The following is a 26,047-nucleotide window of genomic DNA, read 5'->3' on the forward strand; positions in this document are numbered from 1 at the left end:
AAGCTTTTAGGACCGCTCCGCTTCTCCAGATTGGTTCTGCCTCTCCGTTGATGTGCTTATCTCAGTTCCTCTTATATATCGCGCAAAAGTACGGTTTTGATTTCGTACGGTGCGAAATGCAGTTCAATCTGCCGGTCGTTGGCTTCAAGCGGCTCTCCAACCTCTTCCAACGCATTGGAGAGATAAGCCTGCCCGAAGGCATGAGGCCATCTCAGGACGATCCGCTCGCGCGAGCCCGCCGATTCATAAAACCGGAGCACCGTGCCGTTGCCATCCTCAGCCGTTTTGACTGTATCCAGAATGACGTGTTTGCTGTCCAGCCGAATCCAAGCATCCCTGTCAGATGATGGACTTAACGCTGTATTTACCGCGCCATCCTTGTCTTCTCCTTCGATCCGCATTACGGCTGCTTCACTGTTTAGTTCGGATGCCCGGCGCACCGTATGCGCGCTTCGCCAATCCCCTTCATGTGGATACAACGCATACGTAAAGTGATGCTCGCCCAGGTCTGCCGTTCGGTCGGGCCATCTTGGCGCGCGCAGCAATGAAAGCCGGATGGTGCTTCCCTGCACGTCGTATCCGTATTTGCAATCATTCAGCAAACTGACGCCGTACCCGTACTCGGACACGTCCACAAAACGGTGCCCGCATACCTCATACTGGGCTTGTTCCCAGCTCGTATTGCGATGCGTCGGCCGCTCCAGCGCGCCGAACGGGATTTCGTACGTCGCCTTGGACGTCACCACGTCGATGGGAAAGCCCACTTTGAGCAGCTTGTGCTCTTCCTTCCAGTTCACCTTTGTTTTGAAATCGATGCGGCGGTCATGATGGTAGAACACGATGTCCTGCGTAATGAACGAATCATGCAGCCGCCAGCGGAAACGCAGCACGTCCTTCGTCCGGCCAGCGAGTACCCACTTTTGCTCCAGCAGCTCGGCTTCGCCAGCAACTTGATGTTCATAACGGCTGTCGATATCCCAAGCATCCCAGAGCAACGGACGGTCATGGAAAAAATAAAACCGGTTGCCTCCCTCCCCGGGCTTGAGGACGTTGCGCTTCGCCGTTTTGTCCCATAAGCGGATGATTTCGCCATTGGCATTGAAGCGTACCTGATAGAACGGGGTTTCCCAGGTATCCACGAATTCGCTGCATCCTGGGCTCGGGTCAATCACTTGCTGTGAATTGTCTTCTCTCGGTTCAGCATGTGTTTCCATCGACGCGGCCAACTCCGCCATAGGTTGTTGCCTGGAATCACTTTCCGCCAACGCATCTTGATTCATGCCGTTAACCGTTCCAGCATCCCGCTGGCCATCTGTGCCGTAATGGGCTTGCACATCGCAGGCCGTTAGCCAGATGACGCGATATCCGAAGGCCGGAATATCCTCGACGCGTACAGAAATGCCATCTTCTCCAACATCCATAGGCAATTCCTGTCCGGCACCGTCTGTGACGACATAGACTTTTGTTTTTGCCTGTACATCTATATCGTGGCTATCCGTTCCCGGCAGCTTCACTACCGGGCTGCGTTTCCAGCCGAAGCCGTTGAACACCGCGTATGGCACGCCGTCCCCCGGCCTGTTCACATCCATGCCTGCGGCCAGGCAATGCAGTCCTTGTGCAAGCCCCTGTTCTCCCAGCTCCATAACGCGCACATACTCCTGCTCGGAAGTCACGTAAGACTCGGTAATGGCCGAACCTGGGATGATGTCGTGGAATTGGTTAAGCAGGATCAACTTCCAGCCATCATGCAAACTCGAACGGAGCGAGGTATCGCTTTGCTCATCCAGTTCCGGCCGAGCCAATACATGCCACAGCTCCGCTTCCCGGTACAGATTCTCAGCCCGGCGATTGTGCCGCTTGTTGCGAGCATGCGTCGTGTACGTGCCCCTGTGCAGCTCCAGATACAGGTCGCCATGCCACGCCGGAAGCTCCGGCCCCCGCTGTTCGATCCCTGCGAAAAAAGCTGCTGCCGTGCTGTAACGTTGGCTCGGCTGGCCGACCATCAGCTCGGTGCGCTGCACGTACTCCAGCATTTCCCGGGTTACGCCGCCCCCGCCGTCTCCATGCCCGTACAGCAGCATCTGCTCGGGATGTTCGGCTTTTTGGCGGTACGACTGCCAATGGTCGTGAATGTCCTTGGACAGCGTGTGCTCATTGACGCCATGATTGAGGTAGGACAAAATAGCCGTGCCGTCAATCCCTACCCAATGGAACAGATCATGCGGAAACACATTGGTATCGTTCCAGCCCAGCTTGGTCGTCATGAAGTAATCCACGCCGCCATGCTTCAGGATTTGAGGCAATGAAGCGCAATACCCGAACGTATCCGGCAGCCATTCGATCCGCGACGTCTTGCCGAATTCCTCCTGATAGAAACGCTGGCCGTACAGCATTTGGCGCATCAGCGATTCGCCGCTCGGAATGTTCAGGTCAGGCTCCACCCACATGCCGCCAACGAGCTCCCAGCGCCCTTCGGCAATCCGGGCTTTGACCCGTTCGTACAATTCGGGATCGTTCTCCTTCAGGAAGGCATACAGCAAAGGCTGGCTTTGCGTGTACATATAATCGGGATATTCGTTCATCAGAGCATCGACGGTGGAAAAGGTGCGGCTGGTCTTGCGCACCGTTTCCCGCACGGGCCATAACCAGGCAATGTCGATATGGGATTGGCCGATCATATGCTCCAGCCCCTCCGCATTGCCGCCGATGCCGCGCACGTTCGTACGCAATTGCTGCTCAATCGCGCGGATGCCTTCACCCTGCTCGATCTCCTGTTTCGTCATGCCCACGAAAGCATCCATGCCCTGGTGCAATGCTTCCAGCAAACGCACCCGGCGCAGCTCAGCTTCCGGCATTAGCGCCGCCGAATCACGCACGATGGTGACCGTATACATCAAACTGCGCACCGCCTCGTTCGGTCGGACCAGCAAACTTGACACGGACGTAATCGGCGGTTGGATCACCGCTTGATGGTTGAGCGGATCGACGGGCTCCGGCACAGGATCGAACAGTTCGATTTCCAGCTCGGGACGATCCCCGATCCGGGAGGCATCCAGCGTCACGTAGGTATGATTGCGATCCAATCCTTGATAAGAGCGCCCATTAACCCTTAACAGCCCTTCTCCTCCAGACTCGAATACAAGCCCGAAGGGAGCATCCCTCCAAGATTCCGGAATTTCCAGTCGTGTCCGAAAAAAATACGTCGTGCCCTGCACGCTGGGGAAAACATCCAAGCCTTCGCCCTCGGTATACGCCGTCTCTTCCTCGTATTGTCCCGGCAAAACATAATTGGCGCGGCGGATCTCCCAGCTGCGCAATTCCCGCTGTTCCAGCCATTGATGCCGGGACAGCTCGGCGATCCATCGTTTGATACGTTCCATTTTCCTATCCCTCCCTTACGTGCAGTTCCGCATATTGCGTATCGTTCACGTTTCTGCCGATATGGACGCGAAACAGCCCTGGCTCGACAACAGGCTGCAGATGCCGGCCAATGTATTGCAGCTGCTCCGCCCCGACGCAAAAGCTAACCGTCTTCGTTTCGCCGGGCTCCAGCATGACCTTTGCGAATCCCTTCAGCTCCTTCGCCGGACGGGTCATCTCGCTGGTGACGTCGGTGACGTACATCTGCACCACCTCGGCACCGCTTCGCGGCCCCACGTTGGTTACCTCTATCGATACCGTAACCGTTTCGTGCAACGTAATGGATGCGGCATCGAGCTTTGGCACGCCATACTCGAAGGTGGTATAGCTAAGCCCGTATCCGAACGGATACCGCGGCTCCAGGTCTTCCTCCAGATACCGTTTGCCGCGCGAACGTTTGCCGTTGTAATAGACCGGCAGCTGGCCGACATGCTTCGGAATGGAGATCGTCAGCCTGCCGGACGGATTCACGTCGCCGAACAGCACGTCGGCGACGGCATGGCCGCCTTCCTGACCGGGATACCAGGCCTCCACGATGGCATCGGCGTGTTCATCCACCCATGGCTCCGCGATGGGACGGCCGTTGATATACACCACGATCAGGTTTTTGCCCAGCTTGCCGATTTCCTGCATTAACTGCAGCTGCACGCCGGCCAATCCCAACGTCATGCGGTCGATGCCTTCCCCGCAGTCCATGTCGTTCCACGAATGGCCTGATACGACAGAAGCTCCCGTTCGGAGGTCGATCGTGCCCTCGCCGAAATCGCGCGCGCTGGAGCCGCCCATCACCATGATGACCGTATCTGCGGCTTCCGCCGTGGCGATTGCATGCTCGAAGCCTTCCGCAGCATCCCCTTTGATGCGGCAGCCTGGCGCATACAGGACCCCATCGTCCGGTTTCGCCCGCTCATCTTTCAGCGCCTCGTGCGAGGCGGCCACTTTGGCGCGAATGCCGTCCAGTACGGTGACGACTCGCGATCTTGGCTGGGGCGATGTATAGTCCCCAAGCTGGTTGTAAGGCTGATCGGCGTTTGGCCCGATCACTGCGATGCGTCCTGCCGAAGCCGTGGACAACGGCAGTGTCTTATGCTCGTTTTTGAGCAAAACGATGCCCTCTGCTGCCAGCTGGCGAGCCAGCCGCACATGTTCTTCGCTGCCGATCACGTCAGCGGCCCGGTCCGCATCCACATAAGGATGTTCGAACAGGCCCAGCCTGAATTTCAGCGTCAGCACCCGGCTTACGGCCTGGTCCAGCTCATGAGGCTCGAGCTTGCCTTCCTGGACGGCCTGCATCAGATATTGCCCGAACATCGTGCCGGACATCTCCATGTCGATCCCGGCCCGCAAAGCCTGCACCGCTGCATCCATGCCGTCCGCCGCCACGTCATGACCGCTGGCAAGCATGTCGATGGCGCCGCAGTCCGTAATGACCAGACCGTCGAACCCCCATTGCTCGCGAAGAACGCCATCCAACAGTTCCCGGTTTACCGTGCAAGGCGTACCATCAATTTCGTTGTAAGCCGGCATCACCGATTGCGCGCCAGCCTGCACCGCTTTCCGGAACGGGTACAAATCAACCTCCAGCAGCTCGCGCCACCCCATATGCACCGGTCCGGCATTGCGCCCGCCTTCCGAGCTGCCATAACCCACGAAATGCTTAAGCGTGGCTGCGAGTGCATCTTCCGCGTCGAGCCGTTCGCCTTGCAGCCCCTCCACGGAAGCGACCGCCATTTCACCGATCAGGAACGGATCTTCGCCAAAACATTCCTCCGTGCGTCCCCAGCGCGGGTCGCGAACCACGTCCAGCACCGGGGAATACGTTACGGCTCCCCCCTGTGCCCGTGTCTCCCTCGCAACGGCACGGCACATCTTCCGGTAAAGATCGACGTTCCATGTGCTGCCGAGCAGCAGCGGGACCGGAAATACGGTACCGCCAATCGCCATGTGGCCGTGCGAACATTCTTCCCCGATGAGCAGCGGAATGCCGAGCCGGGAATGCTCCACGGCGTATTTCTGGATCAGGTTGATCGCTTCGGCTCCTTCCCGTGCGGACAATCCGGTGTCTAACGTCACTCCTGTCCACGGATCGGCGCGCAGGGTGCCGTACAGCGAGCCGACGCCTCCGCTTGCGATCTGATCCTTGAATGCTTCGGTCAGCGTGATCCGCCCTGCCTCATGGCTGTACACTTGCCAGCCGAAAGGCTGGACAAGCTGGCCTACCTTTTCTTCCGTCGTCATCAGGCTCAGCAGGTGGTTCACCCGCTCTTCAACCGGCTTGCTGGGATCCTTGTAGATCATCATTGTGTGAACCGCTCCTTCCATCGATTATCCCGATCAGCTCTTATGCTTTCTCTCTCGACCCTATTCTTTGACGGCTCCGACCGTAAGTCCCTGCACGAAATAACGCTGGAAGAACGGATACGCGAAAATGATCGGCAGCGTCGCCAGCACAACCATGGCCATCCGCGACGTGTCTTGCGGAATCGACTGCATTGCCGCCAAGCTCATCGAGCTGTTGGCCGAATTTTGCTGGATGAACTGAATGCTGGATTCGATTCGCATCAGCATCGACTGCAGCGGCACCAGGTTGGGGTTATCGATATACAGCAGCGCGTTGAACCAGTCGTTCCAATAACCGAGCGTGCTGAACAGCCCGATCGTGGCCAGTCCCGGCAGGGACAACGGAAGCACGATTTTCAGGAACACATAAAATTCGCCCGCACCGTCGATTTTCCCGGATTCGATCAACGCGTCGGGAACGCTGGTGGAATAAAACGTACGCAAAATCATGATATAAAAGGCATTCATCGCCAGCGGCAAAATCAGCGCCCATATCGTATCCTTCAATCCGAGCAATTGGGACACGACCATGTACGTCGGGATCATGCCTCCGTTGAACAGCATGGTCAAAATGGCGAGCACGGAAAAAAATCGGCGGTATCGGAAGCTTTTGCGGGAAACGGCGTAGGCGTACAGCGACATCAAAATCAAGCTGATGATCGTGCCCAGCACCGTCACCAGAATGGTGACGCCATACGCGCGCAGCAATGTGTCCCCGCTCTGCCAGATAAATCGGTATGCAGCAAAGCTCCATTCGGACGGAATGACCCGGTACCCTTCGCTCGCCAGCACCTTCTCGTCGGTAAGCGAGATGATGACCACGAACACGAACGGAAACACGCAAATCAAAGCGAACAAGCTGGCCACAATATTCAAAATGACGTTCCAGCCGCGGGATACGTGGTGGAAGTCGCGTTTTTTAACGAGTTGTGCCAAGGTGAATCTCCCCTTTCCTTTGCGTCAGAACAGGCTGCTGTCCTTGTCGATTCTGCGGACGACGTAGTTGGAAATGATGACAAGCACGAAACCGACGACGGATTGATACAAGCCTGCCGCAGTGCTCATGCCGATCTCTCCGCTGACCTTCAGACCACGGTACACGTATGTGTCGATCACGTTGGTCACGGCGTATAACGTTCCCGAGTCGCGCGGCACCTGGTAGAACAGCCCGAAGTCCGCATAAAAAATGCGCCCGACCGCAAGCAGGGTCATGATAATAATGATGGGAGACAGCATCGGGATCGTAATGTTCCGAATCTGCTGCCATTTGCTCGCGCCGTCGATCATCGCGGCTTCATAGAGCGAACGGTCGATACCCAGAATCGAGGCCAGGTAGACGATGCTGTTGTAACCCACCGTTTTCCATAGAGCGACGAGAATCAGGATGTATGGCCAATACTTCGTTTCCGAATACCACTGAACCGGTTCAGCTCCAAACCAGCCCAAAATCTGGTTCAGCATGCCGCGGTCCATGCTCAGAAAGCTGAACACGAAATAACCGACGATGACCCAGGACAGGAAGTATGGCAGGAACATGGCCGTTTGGTACGTTTTCGCCAGCCGTTTGTTCACAAGCTCGGATAACAGAACGGCAAGCCCGACCGCAAATACGAGGCCCAGAAAAATGATGGCAACGTTGTACAGCAGCGTGTTGCGCGTGATCAGCCAGGCATCGTTGGTGCTGAACAAAAATTTGAAGTTGTCCCAGCCTACCCATTCGCTCTTGATCAGGCTTGCCCAAAAGCCTTCGCGGCTGAATCGGTACTCCTTGAACGCGGCGATGGTGCCTACGAGCGGCAAATACGAGAAAAATAGAAACCAGATGGCGCCTGGCAGCACCATGAACAGCAAAACCCGGTTTTTGAACAGGTTTTTCAAAAATGCAGTCATCAAAATCCTCCCCCTTCAGGCATGAATGGAAAAGGACCGGACGCAAGCATGCAGCCGCCCGATCCTTTCTCCCTTAATCCTATTGATTCGCCGCTCTCCACGCGTCCAGCTGCGTTTGCGCTTCGGCCATCACCTTCTCCAGCCCGGCCTGATTGAACTTCTCGATCACTTGGTCCAGGTTGGTTTCCGGGTCGAGCGTGCCGGTCATCAGTGCCGCCCAGTATTGTTCCTTCACGTTTTGCACGGCCGTCAGTTCGGCGGACACGTTGCTTGCATCGAAGTTGAAGCTCAGAATCGGAGAGTTGACCCCTTCTTCGTTGAATTTTTTGAATTGATCCCACTTGTCGTCCGGATCGTTGCTGTTCAGGTTGAGCAGCATGTTGTTGCCGAGCGAGTAGGAAGGCATGTCGTAATTTTTGGACTCAGGCAGATTTTCCATATGCAGGTCATCCACCATTTTGTAATGGACGCCTTCGATGCCGGAATCCACCATGTTGCGCAGAACAGGGTCCGTATTCAGCAGGTTGAGGAATTCCATCGCTTTCTCCGGATATTCGGAATTCGCGGAGATGGCCATGATCGAACCTTGAACGGATGTGTTCGTAATGATCGCGTCACTTGCCGGCGTCGAAACGACCGGGTAACCGTAGCTTGCGGACCACAGGTTGTCGGCAAGCGGCTGCGTCTGCGCCCGATCCAGGAACCATTTGCCCGACGTTGTCAGGTCATTGGTTGAACCGGTGGTTGCCGCTTCCGGCGATACGTAACCAGCCTTGTAGTATTTGCGCATCGTTGTGAGTGCTTCCTTCATTTCCGGCGTCTCCAGGATGTTCACGATTTTGTAATCCGTCGTATCCAATTTGACGGCCATCGGCAGGTTTTGAATGACGTAGTCATACGGAACGTATGGCACGTAGTTTTTGTCCATGGCAAACGGTGTGATGCTCGGTTCCTTTTCCTTGATGACTTTCAGCAGCGGCTCCAAACTCTCCAGGCTGCGAACGCCGGAAATGTCCAGGTTATATTTGTCCAGCAGCGTTTGGTTGAATCTCCATACTTCCTGCTGCGGAAGCTCTTTGTTCGCCGGAATGCCGTAGTTGTGGCCATCCACCTTCGACCCTTCCAGGAAAGCAGGGTTGATCGTTGCCGTCAGGTCCTTGCCGTACTCGGTAAGCAGATCGTCCAGCTCCAAGAAGGCGCCTTTTCTGGCGTTTTGCACGTAATCGAATCCGCCCGAAGCGGTAAACAGAATGTCCATCGGTTCACCCGAGGCGACGTTAACCTGCATTTTTTGCGGGTAATCGCCCCAGTCCACCATTTTCATCTTTACCGTGGCATTGATTTTTTCTTTGGTATATTTGCTGACTTCCTCCATGACCTTGTCGACGTCTTTTTGCGGCGTGCCGATGGTGTACCAGATCAGCTCTACCGGCTTGTCATCCGCATTGTCCGAATCTCCCGGTTCTGCGGCGTTGTTGCTCCCCCCGCACGCTGTCAGAACAAGCGTAAAGGCCATGAATAATGCAAGGATGTGAGAAAAACGTCTTCTTTGTTTACTCATTTCTAATCCTCCCTTTTTGAGTCGTTGTGTGATGCCCGCAATTGGTGCTGCGTTGTTCGACCTGCTTTAACCTTAACGAATGAAAGCACTTTCAAATAGAAGATAAACTTAATATTTCGAGGTACAAATTAAATGGATGTATCCGATTGCCCCTAATCCGGCATGCCTTTTAGCCCAAAATCCTTACAGCAAAAAGACATGCAGGAACACATGAAGCTTCCTTTCTGGAAGACCTTTGTTCATCTGCATGCCTGTGCCGACGTCACCTGCCCATCTGTAGCTACCCCATCACTTTGAAATCGGTTGGCGATATGCCCACGTATTTGCGGAACTGTTTATAAAAATATCCTGTCTCCCAATACCCTACGTTTCTGGCGATTTCATGCACTTTCCGGTTGGAGCTTCTCAGCTGCTCCTTGGCGCGTTCGATCCGGTATTTGTTGATGTATTCGGCAAACGTTTCGCCCGTCTCTTTCTGAAACAGCTGTCCCAAATATACCGGATGAAGATGATATTTGGCACCCAGAAGCTTCAACGACAGCTCCTCTGCATAATGTTCGTCGATATGCTGCAGCACTTGCGCAACGATCGGGTTTTTCATGTCCTGCTGCAGGCAGCGGATCGCCTCCGTTCCGACCTGCTGCAAGGCACTTACCAAGTCGTCGAACGTCTCACTCTCCGTAATGCGGCGGAGGGCCTGTTCGAAGAGGGGCAGTTCTTCCGCATGCCGGATGCTCTCCAGTTCCATTTTGAAACGAATGACCAGCTCCAAAGCGGTGCTGCGCAGAACGGCAGGCGTCGCCCTCTCCCTGTAATGTTCGAAATCGGCGCGAATCGTATCTGCCAGCTGCATCGTATTCCGGGCCAGCATCAGTTTGGCGTATTCCTTCCAATCGAGCGAAGAAGAAGAGCGTCCGCCTTCGGCGGACACGTCTGCGGCTGCCAACTGCGCATGGTCAATCACCCGCAGTTCGGGATAGATCATGACATATTGGAGCGCCCTTTTCGCCTCCTGATAGCTGGTAGATGCCTGATCCAACCCGGCAACAAGGCTTCCCGCTCCGATCAACAGCGAGGGATGTGTGCGAATCAGGCGTTCCGACAGCTCCGTCATACGATTCACAAAAGCCTGCTGCGCAGCCTGCGTCTCGTTCAGGTTTGCAATGACAACGACATCCCCATCCTGATCGCGAAACGTGTGAAGATGTTCTTCATTCGCCAGCTGCTCGACCGTTCGAGCGAACAAGCCGGATTCTTCTCCCTTCGCACGAAGAATGGCCACGGCAAAATGCGATGCCGGCAAAGAGAGATTCATCGTTCGGGTCCGTTCCTCGAACTCCCGCATGGCGATCTGCCCGTTCAGCCAGCGATGAAAAATGTTGTCCTTCAAAATTTGCATGCCGTACGCATCGTAAGGCGTATCCGCCGCCGAAACGTGATGAAGCTTGGAGACGGCATTCCGCAGCGTCGATTCGAGTTCTTCCACATTGATCGGCTTGAGCAAGTAATTTTCGATGCCAAGCTTCATGCCTTCTTTTAAATATTCGAATTCGTTGAATCCGCTAAGGATGATGACCTTTAACTCCGGCTGCACCCGTCTTGCCTCCCGGATCAGCTCAAGCCCGCCCATGACCGGCATCGAAATGTCCGTGACCAGAATATCCACCCGCTGCTCCGCAAGCACGTCCAGCGCGGTCTTTCCATGGCTTGCATGCCCCACGATTTGAAGACCGAATGCGGGCCAATCCACCAGATCGTATAACCCCTCAATGATAAACGGCTCGTCATCCACAATGCACACGTTGTACATATCATGCACCTTTCCCTTCTGTATAAGGATATCGCACCTGAATGAATGTCCCTTCCCCAACGATGCTCTGCACCCGAATCCCGAATCTCGGACCGTACAGGAAACGCAGTCGGCTGTGCACGCTGCGCAGTCCGAACATCTGGCCCGACTCCTCCGGCCGCTCCAATTCCTCCGCAATTTCCGTCAACCGCTCGGGCGTGATGCCTTTGCCATTGTCCCTAATGTCCACCTGAATGACGTCATTGTCCCGTTTGACCACGATCGACAGCTTGTTGTCCGAGCATTCGGTCCGCATGCCGTGCACCACATAATTTTCGACGATGGGCTGCAGGGAAAGCTTGACCGCAGGAAGTGCGTACAGTTCGGGGTCCAATTGGATCGTATAGATGAAATTGTCTTTGTACCGGATGCGAAACAGCTCCAGATACAATCGGCAGGCTTCCATCTCGTCCCTGAGCGTATAGTTTTTTTTCTGCTGCACCAGGCTTTTGAACAGTACGGACAGGCTGTAAATCATTTCGCCGACGTCCCTCGCCCCCTGCGACACGGCTCTCATACGGATGACCTCCAGCGTGTTATACAGGAAATGCGGATTGATTCGCGCCTGCAATGCCACCAGCTCCGTTTCCTTCTGCCTGATCTCGGCTTTATAAACGCGTTCAATATACAAGTTCAGCTCATCCAGCATGTCGTTGAAGCTGTGCGAGATTTGACCCAGTTCGTCGTCGCGCGGATCGTCGATTCTCGCCTTCAGGTTGCCGTATTTCACCATTTGCGTGAACCTGATGATTTTGCGCGCACGCTTCGCGAAGTTGATGATGAAAAAAGCCGGAACCAGCACCGCGAACAAGATACAGACCGTGCTGATCATCAGGATGGTGTTGCGAATGCCTTGGTAAGCCTCGGCCATCTCCGCCGCGGGAATGCTGCCAACGACGACATATCCCTGGTCGGCGGAAACGAACTTGTTGATATACCTGTTGCGTTCTTTCTTCATCGAGTCCAGATCGGTCTGCTCGAAGAGGGATTCAACGACATTCAGGTAGGGGTAGGATTTTCCGTAAAATTCGTTCTTCGAGTCAAACAATACGTTGCCCTTGGCCGACAACACGACGATTTCGCCCTTAAGGTTGTCTTCGTAGCTTGCCAGTGAGCTGGCAATGTCCGCCGAGTCGAGAAACACGAGAAATTGTCCCATATTTCTTAACGTTTGCGGGTCGTTCAGCGGTACGCGGATCGAATACAGCGCAGGATCAAGCTCGTTTACAGCTTTGCGGATCCACGGGTTCGGCGCTCCGATGCTGGGCGACTCCATTGCCATCACGTCGGGAATGTACGAATGTGCCGAATTGGCGTCCAGCTTGCGGAACGGCCTGCCGTTGCCAAAGGTGGACATGTCCTGACGCTCCGCGCTGTAAAGGATCACCTGTTTCATATCCGGATTGCGATCCATCGTGTTCTGAAAATGCTTCAGCACGTCAGCCGAATAATCATCCTGGTTCGCGTAATACCCGTTCGTCAGATGCTGCACGTAATCGGCATAATCATGGTTCATCAAGTAAACGACATTGGACAGCAGCGCTTCATTCTGATGGATGTCCCTGACCATGTTTTGCACCGATTCGGCCTTGAGGCGAAGATAACGGTCCACGCTTTCCATCGCGGCTTTCTGGATATCCAATTCCCGGCGGATGATGGAATCCGATACGGAAAGGTAGATGATGTAGGACAGCGTGATCACCGTGACAATGGAGATGACCGAAAAAATCAGCAGCATTTTCATGAACATGTTGTTGTGGAAGAATTTTTTGTAAACGCTAACAATTTTCAAGTCGCAGACTTCCTCTCCTTGCCGTTTTGCTGTCTCGATTATAGCATTAGCACTTTGACATGAACGTGCCGCACCAACATTTTCTTTAGTTTGTACCTGCCAATCTTTAATTTGGCCCTATTTGAAAACGATTTCATATATTATGTTAGCCATACGTTTTATAAAGGACGTGGACGCCGGCTTTGTCGTGCTTGCTTGTACCGCACGAATCAATCACACAAGGCCACTGCGAGTGCAGTACCATCTTCCGATCGCTGTTATCCCCAGATTTTTTTGGATTCCCCTTATTAAGGGGAATATCTGGTGATAAGCCTATGCTTCCGATGCAGCTTTCTTTCAGAATGCTTTCCGGCGAACGCTTCGCTTCTCCAGATTGGTTCTGACTCTTCGTTAACGTGTGTATGTTTTTTGCGGTTTATATATTTCGATTTTACGATGTAATTGCATGTTCATAGCATGACAAAGGCGAGCCCCTTCACTAGGGAAGCTCGCCTTTGATTTATACAGGATGGTTGCATTCGCATAACATCACTTTGTGCAAGACGCCATCGGTGCGACGAACGGTACTCGGTGGAACATTCATATACTGTGCTCGGCACGTTGCCTTTGGCAGCCCTCGTTCCCCTTGCGGCGCTAACGAACCTCACACACCTTATTCCGGGTTATGGTACCGTCTTGGGATTCTAACGAACCTCAGGCACGCTATTCGGGCAACCGACGCTACTTTGAGGCCAAATAATGCCAAATAGCGGCGCTCATGTTCGTTAGAAATTTCAGCGCAACTACAACCTGCAAATAAGACGTCTCATGTTCGTTAAACGTTATGCGGTTAAGCGTTAGCGTTGTGCGCTAAGCGTTTAGCGTTAAGTGTTGACGTTCTGCGTTAGCGTTAGCTGTTAGCGTTAATCGTTTTTGCGTTAGCCCTCCGCGTAAGCTTTCTGCGTTAAGCTTCAGCGCTTAGCATTCGCATCCAGGCACTGCCCTTTACATAAGCTTGGCACGCTATGTCCCTCTTGCACAACGCCCTCGCCTAACCATTTCCCAATCTATGATGTCCCTTGCTGTTTGCTGGCCTGCATCTGCTGCGCGAACCGCATCATTTCCTCGAACTCTTCCTCGGATATGGCGTCGCTGTCCGCCACGGCATCCTGTACGATCGGAATTTCCGGTTTAGGTTTGGTGCCCTTGCCGTATGTACGCGTGCGTGTTCCGGCTGCACCAGCAGCCTGCTTGCCTTTGACCTTGGATTGGTCACGTATATACTGAACGGCCTTCTCGTACGTGTTGACTTGTTTGAGCAGCATGTTGGACGCGATCGCTTCGACGAAATTGCGGTTGATCCGCTGCTCGCTGCCGGAAACCATCAATGCCATCAAATAATGAATGAGCACGTTAATGACTTCGCCCGGCAATTTGTAGCTGAGATCGATTTTCTCGAAGATGTCGATCAGGTTGTCCGGCACAGCCCCGGGGAAAAAGGTCTGCAGCAGCCGGGTATACGGCTCGTTGCGCAGCATCATGTTGTACTGATGAATGTCGCATTTGCTCGCAAACTGCGGAGGCACCTCGACGTAATACTCCATCTGCACCACATGCTCCACGGGCGGTTCCGCATCCGCCTGCTGCGCCGATTCATCCATAGTCTGCCTTAGCGCAACCACTTTCGCCGCCTGCACGGTCTGTTGGTCCCGGCGCCGTTTCGTTTGCCGCGACAACAGACTTGCATTGCGCTGCAGCTCGTCCAGCAGCAGTTCGCCCTGCGGCGTAAAGATATCGTCTTCGTCCAGCAAACGGCATACGTCCTGCACGCTGAGATTGAATTTGTTCACCACGTAGTTGACGCTGCCCAGCTGCTCATGGTCAAAACGAAGCTTTTCCACATGGCGGCGATTCGCCGACTCGCGCGGAAAACGCAAAATGATGTCGGCATAATTCAATGTCGGTTCTTCCATGCCAATCTTCGCGACCCCACGCTGAGCCGACGTCGACACCTCGGACAGCGCCTGCTCCAGCTCATAATCGATCACATGGGTGTTCAGCTCGAAAATCTCGTAAAACGGAACCGAAATGTTTTCCTTGTTCGCCGCTGCCGGATATGGCGCCTCGCCGCTCTCCAGGGCAGAAAAACCGGCACGAAGGGACAGAACGGCGAATTTGCCGATTTTGTCGCGAAGCAGCAGCGTCAGATGCTGGGTCCTGAAAAATTCAGCCGGAGACAGCGGTGCCTGCAGCTCGTATTCGTAGATGTAATCGTCGTTTTCCGGAATATACAAACGCGAAGTCTGAAGGAGCCCTACTGCTTCCAGTTTGGACGCTTGCTCCGCCAAATATTTACGCCCTTTTTCGCTAGGCTCAAGCCCCAACGTCATAAACAGCCTGCGCTGCTGCTCCAGTGGTGAATATCCGACCTGTTCTCCGGGGAGATGCTGGAATAGCAGCCGATAAAGACCAATCGCAAATGCACCTACCATAGGCTGGTAAGCCCCTGTCAGCATACGGTCGTCCAGGGCGCTAAGCCCAAACTCCCTGTATACGCAATAGCGGTGATGTTCGGTAAAATGCAGCAAATTGTTCATGCGCATGGCCAGTATCTCCTTCTCCCCAAAAGTTTGTTTATCTATTCTATCACAAATGCCCGATCCTCAAATGCCCAAAAACAGGCGAAAAAAAGGTCCGTTCTCGCTCCGTTTCGTCCTAGGTCGACAGCATTCACGTTTTCGCAAAGTTGCTAGAATACTATAAAAGCTGCGGCACCGAAATACAAGTGAAACTATTGAGAAATAGAGGATCTTTATGGAAAATACGCTTGTTTCCCTATGCTATGCAGCCTAATTGCAGCAACATTCCTTTTTTGGACATAAAAAAAGAAACCCTGTTCTCGCCCCATTCCGCAAAAAGCGGAAAAGAAGGCACAAGGCTCCCCTTATTTAACGGCTGTTGCATCAAACCAACTGCTGTCTGTTTCAAAACATTTTGTAACCGCCAAGCCTAAGTTTCCGAATAGCCCAGCCGCTGATGACGGCTCCGGCCAGGCCGGCCACACCCGTGAGATAGTCAACGATCTGGAATGAAGCCAGATGAGACATGAGGGTGCTCGCATGATCCCATAGCGAATAAACCACGACAGGCAAAATCACGATCACGAATAGATAGGAAGGAAACCATGTCGTTTTCATTAACATATTCAAAATGAAACCGATACCAAACATCATTACAAAAAACAAAACCATCAGCACCAGCACAGGGATAAACTGCATCGGGCGACGTTCACCTCTTCCTTCCGCTCTTGGGCATCTCTTCCGGTTCGTAGTTAGTTTACCGTAAAAAATGTGGCGAAGCAACGAACTTTCTGGATAAAATCCCCTTTTGTTTGCCGCGAATCATTTGCCCTTCCGCTTCCGATTGGGATACAATGAAAACGGTATTGTCACTAACCCGTCCCGTTCGCGGGATTCGGAAAATATAAACCTCAGGAGGAACAAGTCAATGAACGAAGCAGCATCAACGCTGGAGGGCTGGTATGCCCTGCACGATTTTCGGTCGATTAACTGGGCAGCCTGGAAAGCAGCCGACGATGAGGAACGCGCCGTAGCGCTGGACGAGCTGCAGGAATTTTGGAAAGAGTGGAAGGACGTTGAGGAATCCTCCAAAGGAAGCACCGCGGTATACACCATCGTCGGCCAAAAAGCCGATTTCGTCATGATGCATCTGCGCGAGACGCTGGAAGATCTGAAAGCCGTCGAGAACGCGTTCAACAAAACGATGTTTGCCCAATATACAACCAAAGCCTACTCCTATGTAAGCGTGGTCGAGCTCAGCAATTACCTGGGCAAAGACGGTGGAGACCCGATGCAAAATCCGGAAATCGTCGCTCGCCTCAAACCGGTATTGCCTCAAAAACAATACATTTGCTTCTATCCAATGAACAAAAAACGGGACCTGGCCGACAACTGGTACATGCTGTCCATGGACGAGCGCCGTTCATTGATGCGCAGCCACGGCCTGATCGGCCGCAGTTATGCCGGCAAAGTAAAACAGATCATCACGGGTTCCGTCGGTTTCGACGACTGGGAATGGGGCGTTACGCTCTTCGCGGACGATGCGCTCCAATTCAAGAAGCTCGTGTACGAAATGCGTTTCGATGAAGTCAGCGCCCGCTACGGCGAGTTTGGTTCCTTTTATGTGGGAAGCTTGCTGAACGAAAGCTCGATGGAAGACATGCTGAAGCTGTAGCAGCGCCGTCCAATCCAAGGCACAAAGCAAGACCAAAAAGCACCGAGCAACATCCATCCCCGGATGCCTGATCGGTGCTTTCTTTCTATGCTATTCATCTTCGGCGTCTACCGCTTTCAACGATTCCAAAAATTCGGCTGTAGCACGGTCCCTGTCCCGGCTCTTCTCCTTCAATCGCTCGATGGCAGGCAAAATAAGAATGTCGACCTCTTTTTGCACGATGTAGGCGAGGTCGTACTGATTTTGGTCCTCCAGATAGCCGCCGACCTTCATCAGATCGTTGTACCGGTCAAGCTCATCACGCGTCAGCAATCCCCGAACCTGAACACTGCAGTGTCTCATCCAAAAAACCGTCCTTTCTTCAGCACGAGTGGAATGCCTCCAATAATGAACAGATAACGAAGATCCACCAGCTTTTTCAACTGAGCCGCCTTCCAGCCCTTGTATTTCTTGCCGTTGACCACGGCGATGGCTTCTCCTTTTCCAAGCGAAGCTACCGTACCTTTGCTGGCAAATGCAAAAGACTGCGGCGCTTTGCCGCGAATGTCGGCCACGATGTTTTTGGCACAGTTGACGCCTTGCTGCATTGCGATCTGGGCCGTAGGCGGATACGGTCTGCCTTCAGGGTTAAATACGATCGAATTGTCGCCGATGACATAAACGTGCTCATGTCCGGGCGCACGCAAAAATTCGTCCACCTTCACGCGGCCCCGCATCACTTCCAGTCCGGCCTGCTCCAACAATCCATTGCCACGAATGCCGCCGGTCCATACCACGGTTGCAGCTTCGATTTTTTCCCCTTCGCCCACAATGACGCCATCCGGCAAACATTGTTTGATCGGAACGCCGATTTTGAAAGTGACGCCTTTTTTCTTCAGCACGCCCATGGCATGTTCAACCAGTTCGGGATCAAAGCCCGGCAGCGCCGACGGGGCAGCCTCCACATTGTAGATGCGCACTTTTTTGGGATTCACGTCGAACTCCTTGCATAATTTCGGAATGCGATCGGCAAGCTCTGCTACAAATTCGACGCCGCTGAATCCTGCCCCGCCGACGACAAATTGGATCCGGCTAGCTTTATTGTCGCTTTTATATAATGCAAACTGATATTCGATATGCTCCCGAATCAATCTGACCGAATTGATGCTGCGAATGGTCATCGCATGTTCCTGCATGCCCGGAATGCCAAACGTCTCGGGTTCCCCGCCAAGCGCGATAATCAAATAATCATAGGAAAGTGTGCCGTCTTCCAGAATGACCTTGCGATCTTGAAGTCTGATTTCCTTGACGGAAGATTTGACCAAGTCGATTTTGAACTCGTCAATCAGCTTCGAAATCGACACCCGCGAATTTTCGATCGTATCCGTGCCTGCTGCCGGCATATGTAGGTGAGTCGTAATATAATGATAATCATGCCGATTCACCAAAGTGACGTCGGCTTCATTATAGTTCAGTTCTTTCTGCAGCCTCTGGGCCGTCAATACTCCGCCATACCCTGCCCCGAGGATGACGATCTTGGGAATGCTGCTCATGTCTTTACCCCTTCCGGTTTCGCTTGCATCCACCATATGTCTGAATGGTTGCAACTTGCATTTACTTACAACTATTGAACAGGTCTTATCCATTATGACAACAAATGTAAAGTCGAAAAAGTTTGATGGTTTTTAGGAAATCGTTTTACGTTTTACGTTCTACATTCATCCAAACTCCGCTTGCGGAATGCATCCGTGTTAAACGTTCGGTGGAATCGCATGCATAATATGAAAGAATCGTTTCGAATCTATATTTGTCCCGTTGGAGGGCCGCACGCTCATTGCAACGCAATTCAACTGTGAAATTGGACACATGTATGCCTAAAGTATGGATGCTGTCCTCCTCCGCCAAAAAGGAAAGGATTCTGACAAAAAAACACATAGTACAGGACAAGAATAGCTGTAATCCTAGTAAATATCAAGGCTTTTTTGCCACTTTTCATAACCTTTCATTTCCAATTTCATCCTTTTCTCACCGGATCTTCATCAATTATTCCCATATTCAGCGAATACGCAACTTTGCAACCCCGTTTTCAACGTTTATAATTGAGAAGGATATTCAGTTACGCGTACGGATACGGTTCGATCCGTCCATTTTTTTTCGGTAACTACCTATATAAACTAGAAAGGTGTTGTTGATTGTTGACTGCACAAACGAACGGTCATGAGATGACCGATTTGCTTATTATCGGCGGTGGACCTGCGGGATTGTTCGCTGCGTTCTATGGCGGAATGCGCCAAGCGTCCGTTACGCTGGTAGAGAGCATGCCGCAATTGGGCGGACAGCTGGCCGCACTCTATCCGGAGAAATACATCTATGATGTTGCCGGATTCCCGAAAGTGACTGCACAGGAACTGGTAAATAATCTGATCGAGCAGATGAGCCACTTCAACCCGAATATTCGTCTGGAGGAAAAAGTCGTTTCGGTCGAGAAAAAGGACGAGCGCCACTTCATCGTCAAAACCGATGCAAACGAATACCATGCCCAAGCCGTCATTATTACTGCGGGCGTCGGCGCATTCGAACCTCGCCGTCTGGAACTCGAAGGCGCGGACAAGTTCGAAAAAACGAACCTTCATTATTTCATTAGCGATCTGAACGCGTTTGCCGGCAAAAAAGTGCTGATCAGCGGCGGCGGCGACTCTGCGGTAGACTGGGCGCTGATGCTTGAGCCGATTGCCGAGCAAGTGACGCTCGTTCATCGGCGGGATAAATTCCGTGCGCATGAGCATAGTGTCGAAAACCTGATGAATTCGAAAGTCAATGTCGTGACGCCGACCGAAATTTCGGAAATTCACGGTGACGACCGCATTACCAAAGTCACGCTGTCCCATGTCAAAACCAAAGAAACACAAGAGATTGAAGTCGATGACGTCATTGTCAACTTTGGATTCGTTTCCTCGCTTGGACCGATCTCCGAATGGGGAATCGCCATCGAAAACAATTCCATCGTCGTGGATTCCCGGATGGAAACGTCCATTCCTGGCATTTTCGCTGCCGGCGACATTACGACCTACCCGGGCAAGCTGAAGCTGATCGCCGTAGGTTTCGGAGAAGCGCCTACCGCCGTCAACAATGCCAAAGTATACTTTGATCCGGACGCGAAATTGTCTCCGGGACATAGCAGCAACATGAAGCGTTAATCGGCTGCCAAGCCCCTTCATAAAAGACACAAAAAAGGGTATCTTACTCCTGAACAACGATCTTATCCTTCAGGAGGGATACCCTTGTCTTATATATGCCCGCTTTGTAATGGCCTTATTGTTCCGGCGCAGGCTTGTCCCCACTGCCTTCAGGGGCTGTCGGAATGCGGCAAATTGGACGATTACACCGGTCCTTACAGCCCCTATACTTCCGGCATCACTTCTACCGGCGATGCGGAGGAGGCAGGAAGCGGTTGCATACATGTGCTGTACTGCGACCATTGCCAGACCCGTACGTTATGGTCCGAACCTCTATGGGACATATCCGGAAACCTGTAGCCTTGCCTGCAGTGAGGAGTTCTTTAGTGAAGAATGGCAGAAGCATTGGTATCCAGTTTGCGCTTATGGATTTCAGCCAAGAGCAGGGCGATGAAATCTCTCTCGAGATTGAGCTCAATCGCTTGATGGTAAGAATCCAATAACATCTCATCGGATAACATAGCCATTTCCACCCACAACCTTTCCTTTTTTTTCCTCGAAACTATCATATCAGAGATCCATAAAGAGAACAAGCGTTCTGTTATCCACAACAATTTGTGGAAATCCTGTGCATAGTTTGTTGATAAATGGCAAGAATGTTGACTATCCAACGTGGATAATGTGGACAGAATTTATGCACAGGATTTGTGGATATAACGATAGGCGATATATTAAAAAATATTTTTTGCATGATTCATAGTTTTACAGGCCGATACGTCTTATTACCCTATGCACCGCGGATTAAACCTGACCTGATCCTGACCTGCTTTCTTTTATTATCGGCTGGCATTCGGATTTGTTTAAGCTTTTCATGCGTTTTATTGAGGTCTGGTGTTCACTTCCAAAATCCATATTTTCCCTGAATAATCCAGGCCGTAGTCAAATCCAAGCTCTCCTATTCCTGGAAAGCGGCTCTCCATGATTTGGGTACAGGTCAGTGTAAGCAAGCGCATTTCCCGCCGTTTTCGTGCAGTGGACACATGCGGCAAGGAGTGCTTCAAAGCCGTTCTTCCATTTAGCATAGTTCCACCCCTGCTCAGATTGGTCACGCACAGGCCGCGCCGGGCCCATCGGCCCACCATGGAACGAAACGTCCATCCACGCTCGGTTTTGACGACCTTCACCCTGTAGTCCACGGCTCTTCCATGAATGGTAGCGAGGTGAATACCCTGTTGAATCAAATATTTTCGTTTAGCCTTTACCCGCAAAAGCGAACGGTACATCCTTTTGTAGCTTGAATAAGAACGCGTCGTTCTCTTATATTTATAACGGTATACGCCACCGTGTGCGGACACCCGAATGACGCCGTAGCCCCCTGCCCCCACGATCGGTTTCACATATACCATTCCATACGTTCGGAGCATCTGTCGCAAATTCGGGGCATTGAACGCTACGGTCCGGGGGATGTGCGCAGCAGCAGCCGGATACTTCAACAGCGTTTCTGTTTTTAACCATTTGCTTGCAAGTTGTCTCGACATGATTGATCTCCTTTCGTGAACAATGGTCCTTCCTTATACATACTCAGCAGAAACCTCCCATTCTTGGATGTTTGTCCAAGGCCAGGACCCATTTCCTTGGGGGCCGTTCCCTTATGGGCTTGTTTGTCCGAAGGTCAAGTGCAGTTTGTTCGCCGCCTGCGTCACGTTGCTTTTCAAACGCTTTAATCTGTAATATGCTACTTAAGAATATATGGGTAATAGGATCAATAAGAGGACCGAAGGAGCGTTCATTATGGAATCGTTTTTCAAGTCATTGTACGGCATCGCCTATGTCGCCATGTTTATTGTGCTCTTGGCTGTCACCGTGCTGCTTTTTGTTACGGGAGTACGGCTGTTCATCCAAAAGCGGAATCGCGGATTCGCCGTAAGCTGTATTTTGTTCGCTTGTTTTATCACGTTCATCGTTGTTGTCATGCTGACAACACCCTTCTCCCCGCTTCCGGATTCGTCCGGAGCGATGGCCGCACTGTTGCAGTTTGGATAGATCACCCTGCGTAGAAGGAGATAAGTATGAATCAAAAAGGAACTCTCGGCATTATCGACATCGGCTCCAATTCCATTCGCCTCGTCATCTATGAGATGGATGCAGAAGGCGCTTATCGAATCATTCATGAGGATAAATATGCGGCAAGATTAAGCAGCGTGGTTGAAAAAGATGGACGGATTTTGCGTTCTTCATTGGACACCGCCATGACTGTACTGCAGCAATTCAAGGCAACGTGTGACGCATTTCGCACGAGCAGAATTCACGCAGCCGCTACGGCAGCCATTCGGAATGCAGCTAACGCCGATCAGATCATCGGGTGGCTGGAGGAGGGAACCGGGCTTGAAATCGAATGCGTATCCGGAGACCGTGAAGCTTATTACGGTTTTCTCGGAGTGATCCAGTCGATTGGCCTGAACGACGGGTACGTCGTCGATATCGGCGGAGGCAGCACGGAAATTTCTGTTTTCCGCAATCGGGAACGGCTGCATAGCATCTCTTTGCCCATCGGTGCCGTGAACTCCCATGCCCGCTACGGGAATGAAGACCGCTGGACGGAAAGCCATATCGAAAGCCTGCGCAGCGAAATCGTCCAGGCCCTCAGCGGGCAGGAATGGATAAGCCAATACGCCGGACTTCCCCTGATCGGCCTGGGAGGTACCATGCGTACACTTGCCAAAATGGAGCAGAAGCGGACGCAATATTCGTTGCCGGTCACGCATCATTACGAGATTAGCGCTGCGGCGATGGATGCCATGTACGAGTCCATGCCGCAGCTGACCTCGGCCCAGCGTAAAAAGATCCCGGGATTGGCCAAAGACCGGGCCGATATCATCGTGCCTGGCATCATCATTTTGCGCACGGTATTCGAACTGATTCAAGGAGACCGTTACGTCGTCAGCGGAGCGGGCTTGCGCGACGGAATTTTACGCGATTTGCTGGCTCCATTCTATCCCTTGGCGCCGACGGCACTGGAAGATAGTGTCCGCAATTTCCTTCATTTCGGTCCAGCTATGCCAACCGATCGGCTGAAATGCGTATACGAGGACTCTCTTACCCTGTACCGTGCTTTATACGGCAAGGAGCCGTCGCCCGAAGATGACCGCATTTTGTACGTGGCCTCGATGCTGCATGGCGCCGGCAAACAGATCAATTACTTCCGATACAGCCAGCACTCTGCATATTGGATCATGAATGCCGGCATTTACGGACTTTCACACCGGGAAACCGTGTTATCCGCATTGGTCGCCGACTATCATCCGAAGAAAAGAACGAATCAACTGCTGCAAAAACACAAGGACATCTTGCTTGCATCGGACGATCACCATGCGCACCATCTTGGCTCCATCGTGCAAGCAGCCCAAGTCATTCATCGTGCCGGGCGTATATCGTCCATGACGGCAACGCAAAAAAACGGCTCGCTGCAGATGAATTTCACCTGTACAGCCGAGCCGTTACTCGAATTGAAAGGTTTGGAAGATGCCATGAAGGATCTGGAAGACGCATGGAAAATCACGTCAGCATATTCGATTCTTCCGGCTTCCAAGGAATGATGCCCATCGCCTCCGTCTGACTTCTCAGCGGGGGTTCTTCGTTTTGCACAAACACGTAATTGCCGCTAGGCAAGAGCTTTCTCGCCTTCACGTTGTCTCTGAGCGACAAATTCAAAATTTCCACAAGCATCCGCTTCAAATCCGGATCGAATACGGGACACATCAGCTCGATCCGGCGCTGCAGGTTGCGCGTCATCCAGTCGGCGCTGGATATATACACATCCGGATTCCGGTTATTTTCAAAGTAGAACAATCTGGAGTGTTCCAGGAACCGATCCACAATGCTGATGACGCGAATGTTTTCGCTCAATCCCTCGACGCCGGGACGCAGACAGCATACGCCTCGGACGATCAGATCAATCTGCACGCCGGCCTGGGAGGCCAAATAGAGCTCGTCGATCATATCCTGGTGCGACAGCGAGTTGATCTTAGCGATGATCCGTGCCGGACGCCCTTTTAGAGCATGCTCCTTCTCCCTGCGGATCAAAGCAAACAATTCATCTTTCATGCCGTCAGGTGCCACGCGGAAAGCTTTCATCGATTTGGGCCCGGAATATCCGGTAATCTCGTTGAACAACTCGGAGGCATCTTCCCCGATGACCGGGTTGGAGGTGAACAGCCCTACGTCCGTATATACTTTCGCCGTACTCTCGTTGTAATTCCCCGTCCCCACGTGCACGTAACGACGCAAGCCGTTTTGCTCCCTGCGCACGACCAGAATGATCTTGGCATGGGTTTTCAAACCGACAAGCCCGTACACGACGTGGCAGCCTGCCTTCTCCAACTTGCGGGCCCAGGCAATGTTCCGCTCCTCATCGAAGCGTGCCTTCAGTTCAACCACGACCGTCACCTGTTTGCCGCTCTCTGCAGCATGGGCCAAGGCCGGAATCAGGCGAGAATCGCCGTTTACCCGGTACAGCGTCATCTTGATCGCCATCACTCTTGGATCTTCCGATGCTTCAACGACGAAGTCGGTGACCGGTTCAAACGACTCGTACGGGTGATAGACCAGCACATCCCGCTTGCGCAGCAACTCGAAATGGCTCTCCCGCGGCAAAAATTCCGGCGGATAGATCGGCTGCACGGGACTATACTTCAGATGGCTAAAGCCCTCAATGCTGTCCACGAACCCCGAGAGGAAGCTGAGATCGAGCGGTCCATCGATTTCGAATACCGGGTCCTCGATCTCAAACTCCTCCTGCAGCTCGGCCAATGCGTCCGGCCGAAAATCCGTGCAGATTTCGAGTCGGACGGGTGCCCCCCGGCGTCTGCGCCGCAATTCTTTCTCAATCGCTTCGAGCAGATCCTCAGCTTCTTCTTCATTAATGGAAAGATCTGCGTTGCGGGTGACCCGGAACTCCTGCACTGCCAGCGGAATGAACCCGCTGAACAGCGTCGTCATATGATGCTTGATCAGATCTTCGATCAGAATGAACGTTTTCTTTTTGCTGTTTGCACGGAGCGGCACTTGAATGACCCTCGGCAGATTGGAAGGAACCTGAATAATCGCGAATAAGGGCTCGCCCTCACTCTCCTCTTCCTTCTGAAGAAGCACCGACAAATACACCGATTTATGATGCACCAGCGGGAATGGACGGCTTTGGTCCACTGCCATTGGGGTTAACACTGGAAAAATGATGTCATGATAATATTGATCCATGGCGCGCTGCTGCGTCACATTCAAGTCATCATATTCCTGAAGAACGACGCCTTTTTTGGCGAGCAGACGAATCAATTCACGATAGGTTTTGTATTGTTCGGATACCATTCCACCAATGCGCTTGATCAATCGCCGATACAGACCGGAAGGCGTATACCCCGTAAAATCCTTTTGCGTAAACCCGGCCTTGATCTTTTCCTTCGTTTCCGCTACCCTGACACTCATGAATTCGTCCAGGTTGCTGGCGACGATTCCCAAAAACCTCAATCGTTCCAGTAAAGGCGTTTCAGGATCCTGTGCCTCCTGCAGCACGCGCCGATTAAACTCGACCCAGCTTAAATCGCGGTTTACATAATTGCCTGTTTTGATATCTCTTTGCATGTCTGGCCTCCGAATGTGTTGCATATCCATCAATGTTACATGTACTTGTTATAATTGTACTATTCGTGATTGGCAGCAAGCGTCATCGCAGTGTAAAATCAGTGTAAAATTTACGTAAATCATACCGCATCTCGGTGACTTTTTCCATCCCTTTACAAAGGGAGGCAGAC

19 protein-coding genes are annotated in these 26,047 nt (G+C 52.5%); 5 read left to right on the forward strand and 14 right to left on the reverse strand.

The genetic code is table 11. The features are described 5' to 3' along the window. Positions 1-71 precede the first annotated feature (71 nt). From MKY59_RS25610 to MKY59_RS25650, 9 genes are all read right to left on the reverse strand, one after another. Entirely contained in the window at positions 72-3,380 is a 3,309-nt protein-coding gene (locus tag MKY59_RS25610) for an alpha-mannosidase (protein ID WP_339274442.1), read from the reverse strand. 4 nt (positions 3,381-3,384) lie between these two features. Further along, positions 3,385-5,721, reverse strand: a complete 2,337-nt coding sequence (locus MKY59_RS25615) for a glycoside hydrolase family 3 N-terminal domain-containing protein (RefSeq protein WP_339274443.1) — start codon at positions 5,719-5,721, stop codon at positions 3,385-3,387. A 60-nt stretch (positions 5,722-5,781) separates the two neighbouring features. After that, positions 5,782-6,696 (reverse strand): carbohydrate ABC transporter permease, encoded by a 915-nt coding sequence (locus tag MKY59_RS25620; RefSeq protein WP_339274444.1) that lies wholly within the window; start codon positions 6,694-6,696, stop codon positions 5,782-5,784. Between the two features lie 24 nt (positions 6,697-6,720). Further along, entirely contained in the window at positions 6,721-7,650 is a 930-nt protein-coding gene (locus tag MKY59_RS25625; protein WP_236414633.1) for an ABC transporter permease subunit, read from the reverse strand. Positions 7,651-7,729: 79 nt separating this feature from the next. Continuing rightward, positions 7,730-9,211: an ABC transporter substrate-binding protein gene (locus MKY59_RS25630; protein WP_339274446.1), complete on the reverse strand. Its 1,482-nt coding sequence runs from the start codon at positions 9,209-9,211 to the stop codon at positions 7,730-7,732. A gap of 280 nt (positions 9,212-9,491) precedes the next feature. Then, complete coding sequence (locus MKY59_RS25635; RefSeq protein WP_339274448.1) at positions 9,492-11,021, reverse strand: response regulator transcription factor; 1,530 nt, start codon at positions 11,019-11,021, stop codon at positions 9,492-9,494. Between the two features lies 1 nt (position 11,022). Beyond that, positions 11,023-12,810 carry a histidine kinase gene (locus tag MKY59_RS25640; RefSeq protein WP_339278477.1) on the reverse strand — a complete coding sequence of 596 codons (1,788 nt, stop codon included), beginning with the start codon at positions 12,808-12,810 and terminating at the stop codon, positions 11,023-11,025. Positions 12,811-13,898: 1,088 nt separating this feature from the next. Then, positions 13,899-15,434, reverse strand: a complete 1,536-nt coding sequence (locus MKY59_RS25645; protein WP_236414636.1) for a DnaD domain protein — start codon at positions 15,432-15,434, stop codon at positions 13,899-13,901. 381 nt (positions 15,435-15,815) lie between these two features. Further along, positions 15,816-16,109 carry a YuiB family protein gene (locus MKY59_RS25650; RefSeq protein WP_236414637.1) on the reverse strand — a complete coding sequence of 98 codons (294 nt, stop codon included), beginning with the start codon at positions 16,107-16,109 and terminating at the stop codon, positions 15,816-15,818. Between the two features lie 229 nt (positions 16,110-16,338). Here MKY59_RS25650 and hemQ point away from each other — a divergent pair, with 229 nt between their 5' ends. Further along, complete coding sequence (gene hemQ / locus MKY59_RS25655; RefSeq protein ID WP_236414638.1) at positions 16,339-17,085, forward strand: hydrogen peroxide-dependent heme synthase; 747 nt, start codon at positions 16,339-16,341, stop codon at positions 17,083-17,085. A gap of 90 nt (positions 17,086-17,175) precedes the next feature. Here the strand turns inward: hemQ and MKY59_RS25660 are convergent, their stop codons facing one another. Both MKY59_RS25660 and MKY59_RS25665 read right to left on the reverse strand, forming a co-directional pair. Next, positions 17,176-17,427, reverse strand: a complete 252-nt coding sequence (locus tag MKY59_RS25660; protein ID WP_236414639.1) for a hypothetical protein — start codon at positions 17,425-17,427, stop codon at positions 17,176-17,178. Beyond that, complete coding sequence (locus MKY59_RS25665; protein ID WP_339274451.1) at positions 17,424-18,617, reverse strand: NAD(P)/FAD-dependent oxidoreductase; 1,194 nt, start codon at positions 18,615-18,617, stop codon at positions 17,424-17,426. The genes MKY59_RS25660 and MKY59_RS25665 overlap by 4 nt, the downstream gene beginning before the upstream one ends. Before the next feature lie 642 nt (positions 18,618-19,259). Here MKY59_RS25665 and MKY59_RS25670 point away from each other — a divergent pair. After that, complete coding sequence (locus MKY59_RS25670) at positions 19,260-20,261, forward strand: NAD(P)/FAD-dependent oxidoreductase (RefSeq protein WP_339274453.1); 1,002 nt, start codon at positions 19,260-19,262, stop codon at positions 20,259-20,261. An 84-nt stretch (positions 20,262-20,345) separates the two neighbouring features. Further along, positions 20,346-20,600: a hypothetical protein gene (locus MKY59_RS25675; RefSeq protein ID WP_236414642.1), complete on the forward strand. Its 255-nt coding sequence runs from the start codon at positions 20,346-20,348 to the stop codon at positions 20,598-20,600. 23 nt (positions 20,601-20,623) lie between these two features. Here MKY59_RS25675 and MKY59_RS25680 read toward each other — a convergent pair whose 3' ends face one another. Further along, complete coding sequence (locus MKY59_RS25680) at positions 20,624-20,767, reverse strand: sporulation histidine kinase inhibitor Sda (protein WP_236414644.1); 144 nt, start codon at positions 20,765-20,767, stop codon at positions 20,624-20,626. 351 nt (positions 20,768-21,118) lie between these two features. Beyond that, a complete protein-coding gene (locus MKY59_RS25685) occupies positions 21,119-21,781 on the reverse strand; it encodes a YheC/YheD family protein (RefSeq protein ID WP_339278478.1) in 663 nt (220 codons plus the stop codon). Positions 21,782-22,031: 250 nt separating this feature from the next. Between MKY59_RS25685 and MKY59_RS25690 the strand changes: the two genes are divergently transcribed. Both MKY59_RS25690 and MKY59_RS25695 read left to right on the forward strand, forming a co-directional pair. Further along, on the forward strand, positions 22,032-22,283 hold the full coding sequence (locus tag MKY59_RS25690) for a hypothetical protein (protein WP_236414646.1): 252 nt from the start codon (positions 22,032-22,034) through the stop codon (positions 22,281-22,283). 26 nt (positions 22,284-22,309) lie between these two features. After that, positions 22,310-23,836 (forward strand): Ppx/GppA family phosphatase, encoded by a 1,527-nt coding sequence (locus MKY59_RS25695; protein WP_339274456.1) that lies wholly within the window; start codon positions 22,310-22,312, stop codon positions 23,834-23,836. Here MKY59_RS25695 and ppk1 read toward each other — a convergent pair. Then, entirely contained in the window at positions 23,796-25,877 is a 2,082-nt protein-coding gene (gene ppk1 / locus MKY59_RS25700) for a polyphosphate kinase 1 (RefSeq protein WP_236414651.1), read from the reverse strand. The two genes, MKY59_RS25695 and ppk1, sit on opposite strands and share 41 nt — an antisense overlap. Between the last annotated feature and the right edge of the window lie 170 nt (positions 25,878-26,047).

Source organism: Paenibacillus sp. FSL W8-0426, from assembly GCF_037969725.1.
Lineage (GTDB): Bacteria > Bacillota > Bacilli > Paenibacillales > Paenibacillaceae > Paenibacillus > Paenibacillus hubeiensis.

What these genes read in the sequence shown, in the direction of transcription:
- MKY59_RS25610 (WP_339274442.1), bottom strand. Translation starts at nt 3,380, where the DNA reads ATGGAACGTATCAAACGATGGATCGCCGAGCTGTCCCGGCATCAATGG.
- MKY59_RS25615 (WP_339274443.1), bottom strand. Translation starts at nt 5,721, where the DNA reads ATGATGATCTACAAGGATCCCAGCAAGCCGGTTGAAGAGCGGGTGAAC.
- MKY59_RS25625 (WP_236414633.1), bottom strand. Translation starts at nt 7,650, where the DNA reads ATGACTGCATTTTTGAAAAACCTGTTCAAAAACCGGGTTTTGCTGTTC.
- MKY59_RS25630 (WP_339274446.1), bottom strand. Translation starts at nt 9,211, where the DNA reads ATGAGTAAACAAAGAAGACGTTTTTCTCACATCCTTGCATTATTCATG.
- MKY59_RS25635 (WP_339274448.1), bottom strand. Translation starts at nt 11,021, where the DNA reads ATGTACAACGTGTGCATTGTGGATGACGAGCCGTTTATCATTGAGGGG.
- MKY59_RS25640 (WP_339278477.1), bottom strand. Translation starts at nt 12,810, where the DNA reads ATGTTCATGAAAATGCTGCTGATTTTTTCGGTCATCTCCATTGTCACG.
- MKY59_RS25645 (WP_236414636.1), bottom strand. Translation starts at nt 15,434, where the DNA reads ATGCGCATGAACAATTTGCTGCATTTTACCGAACATCACCGCTATTGC.
- MKY59_RS25650 (WP_236414637.1), bottom strand. Translation starts at nt 16,109, where the DNA reads ATGCAGTTTATCCCTGTGCTGGTGCTGATGGTTTTGTTTTTTGTAATG.
- hemQ (WP_236414638.1), top strand. Translation starts at nt 16,339, where the DNA reads ATGAACGAAGCAGCATCAACGCTGGAGGGCTGGTATGCCCTGCACGAT.
- MKY59_RS25660 (WP_236414639.1), bottom strand. Translation starts at nt 17,427, where the DNA reads ATGAGACACTGCAGTGTTCAGGTTCGGGGATTGCTGACGCGTGATGAG.
- MKY59_RS25665 (WP_339274451.1), bottom strand. Translation starts at nt 18,617, where the DNA reads ATGAGCAGCATTCCCAAGATCGTCATCCTCGGGGCAGGGTATGGCGGA.
- MKY59_RS25680 (WP_236414644.1), bottom strand. Translation starts at nt 20,767, where the DNA reads ATGGCTATGTTATCCGATGAGATGTTATTGGATTCTTACCATCAAGCG.
- MKY59_RS25690 (WP_236414646.1), top strand. Translation starts at nt 22,032, where the DNA reads ATGGAATCGTTTTTCAAGTCATTGTACGGCATCGCCTATGTCGCCATG.
- MKY59_RS25695 (WP_339274456.1), top strand. Translation starts at nt 22,310, where the DNA reads ATGAATCAAAAAGGAACTCTCGGCATTATCGACATCGGCTCCAATTCC.
- ppk1 (WP_236414651.1), bottom strand. Translation starts at nt 25,877, where the DNA reads ATGCAAAGAGATATCAAAACAGGCAATTATGTAAACCGCGATTTAAGC.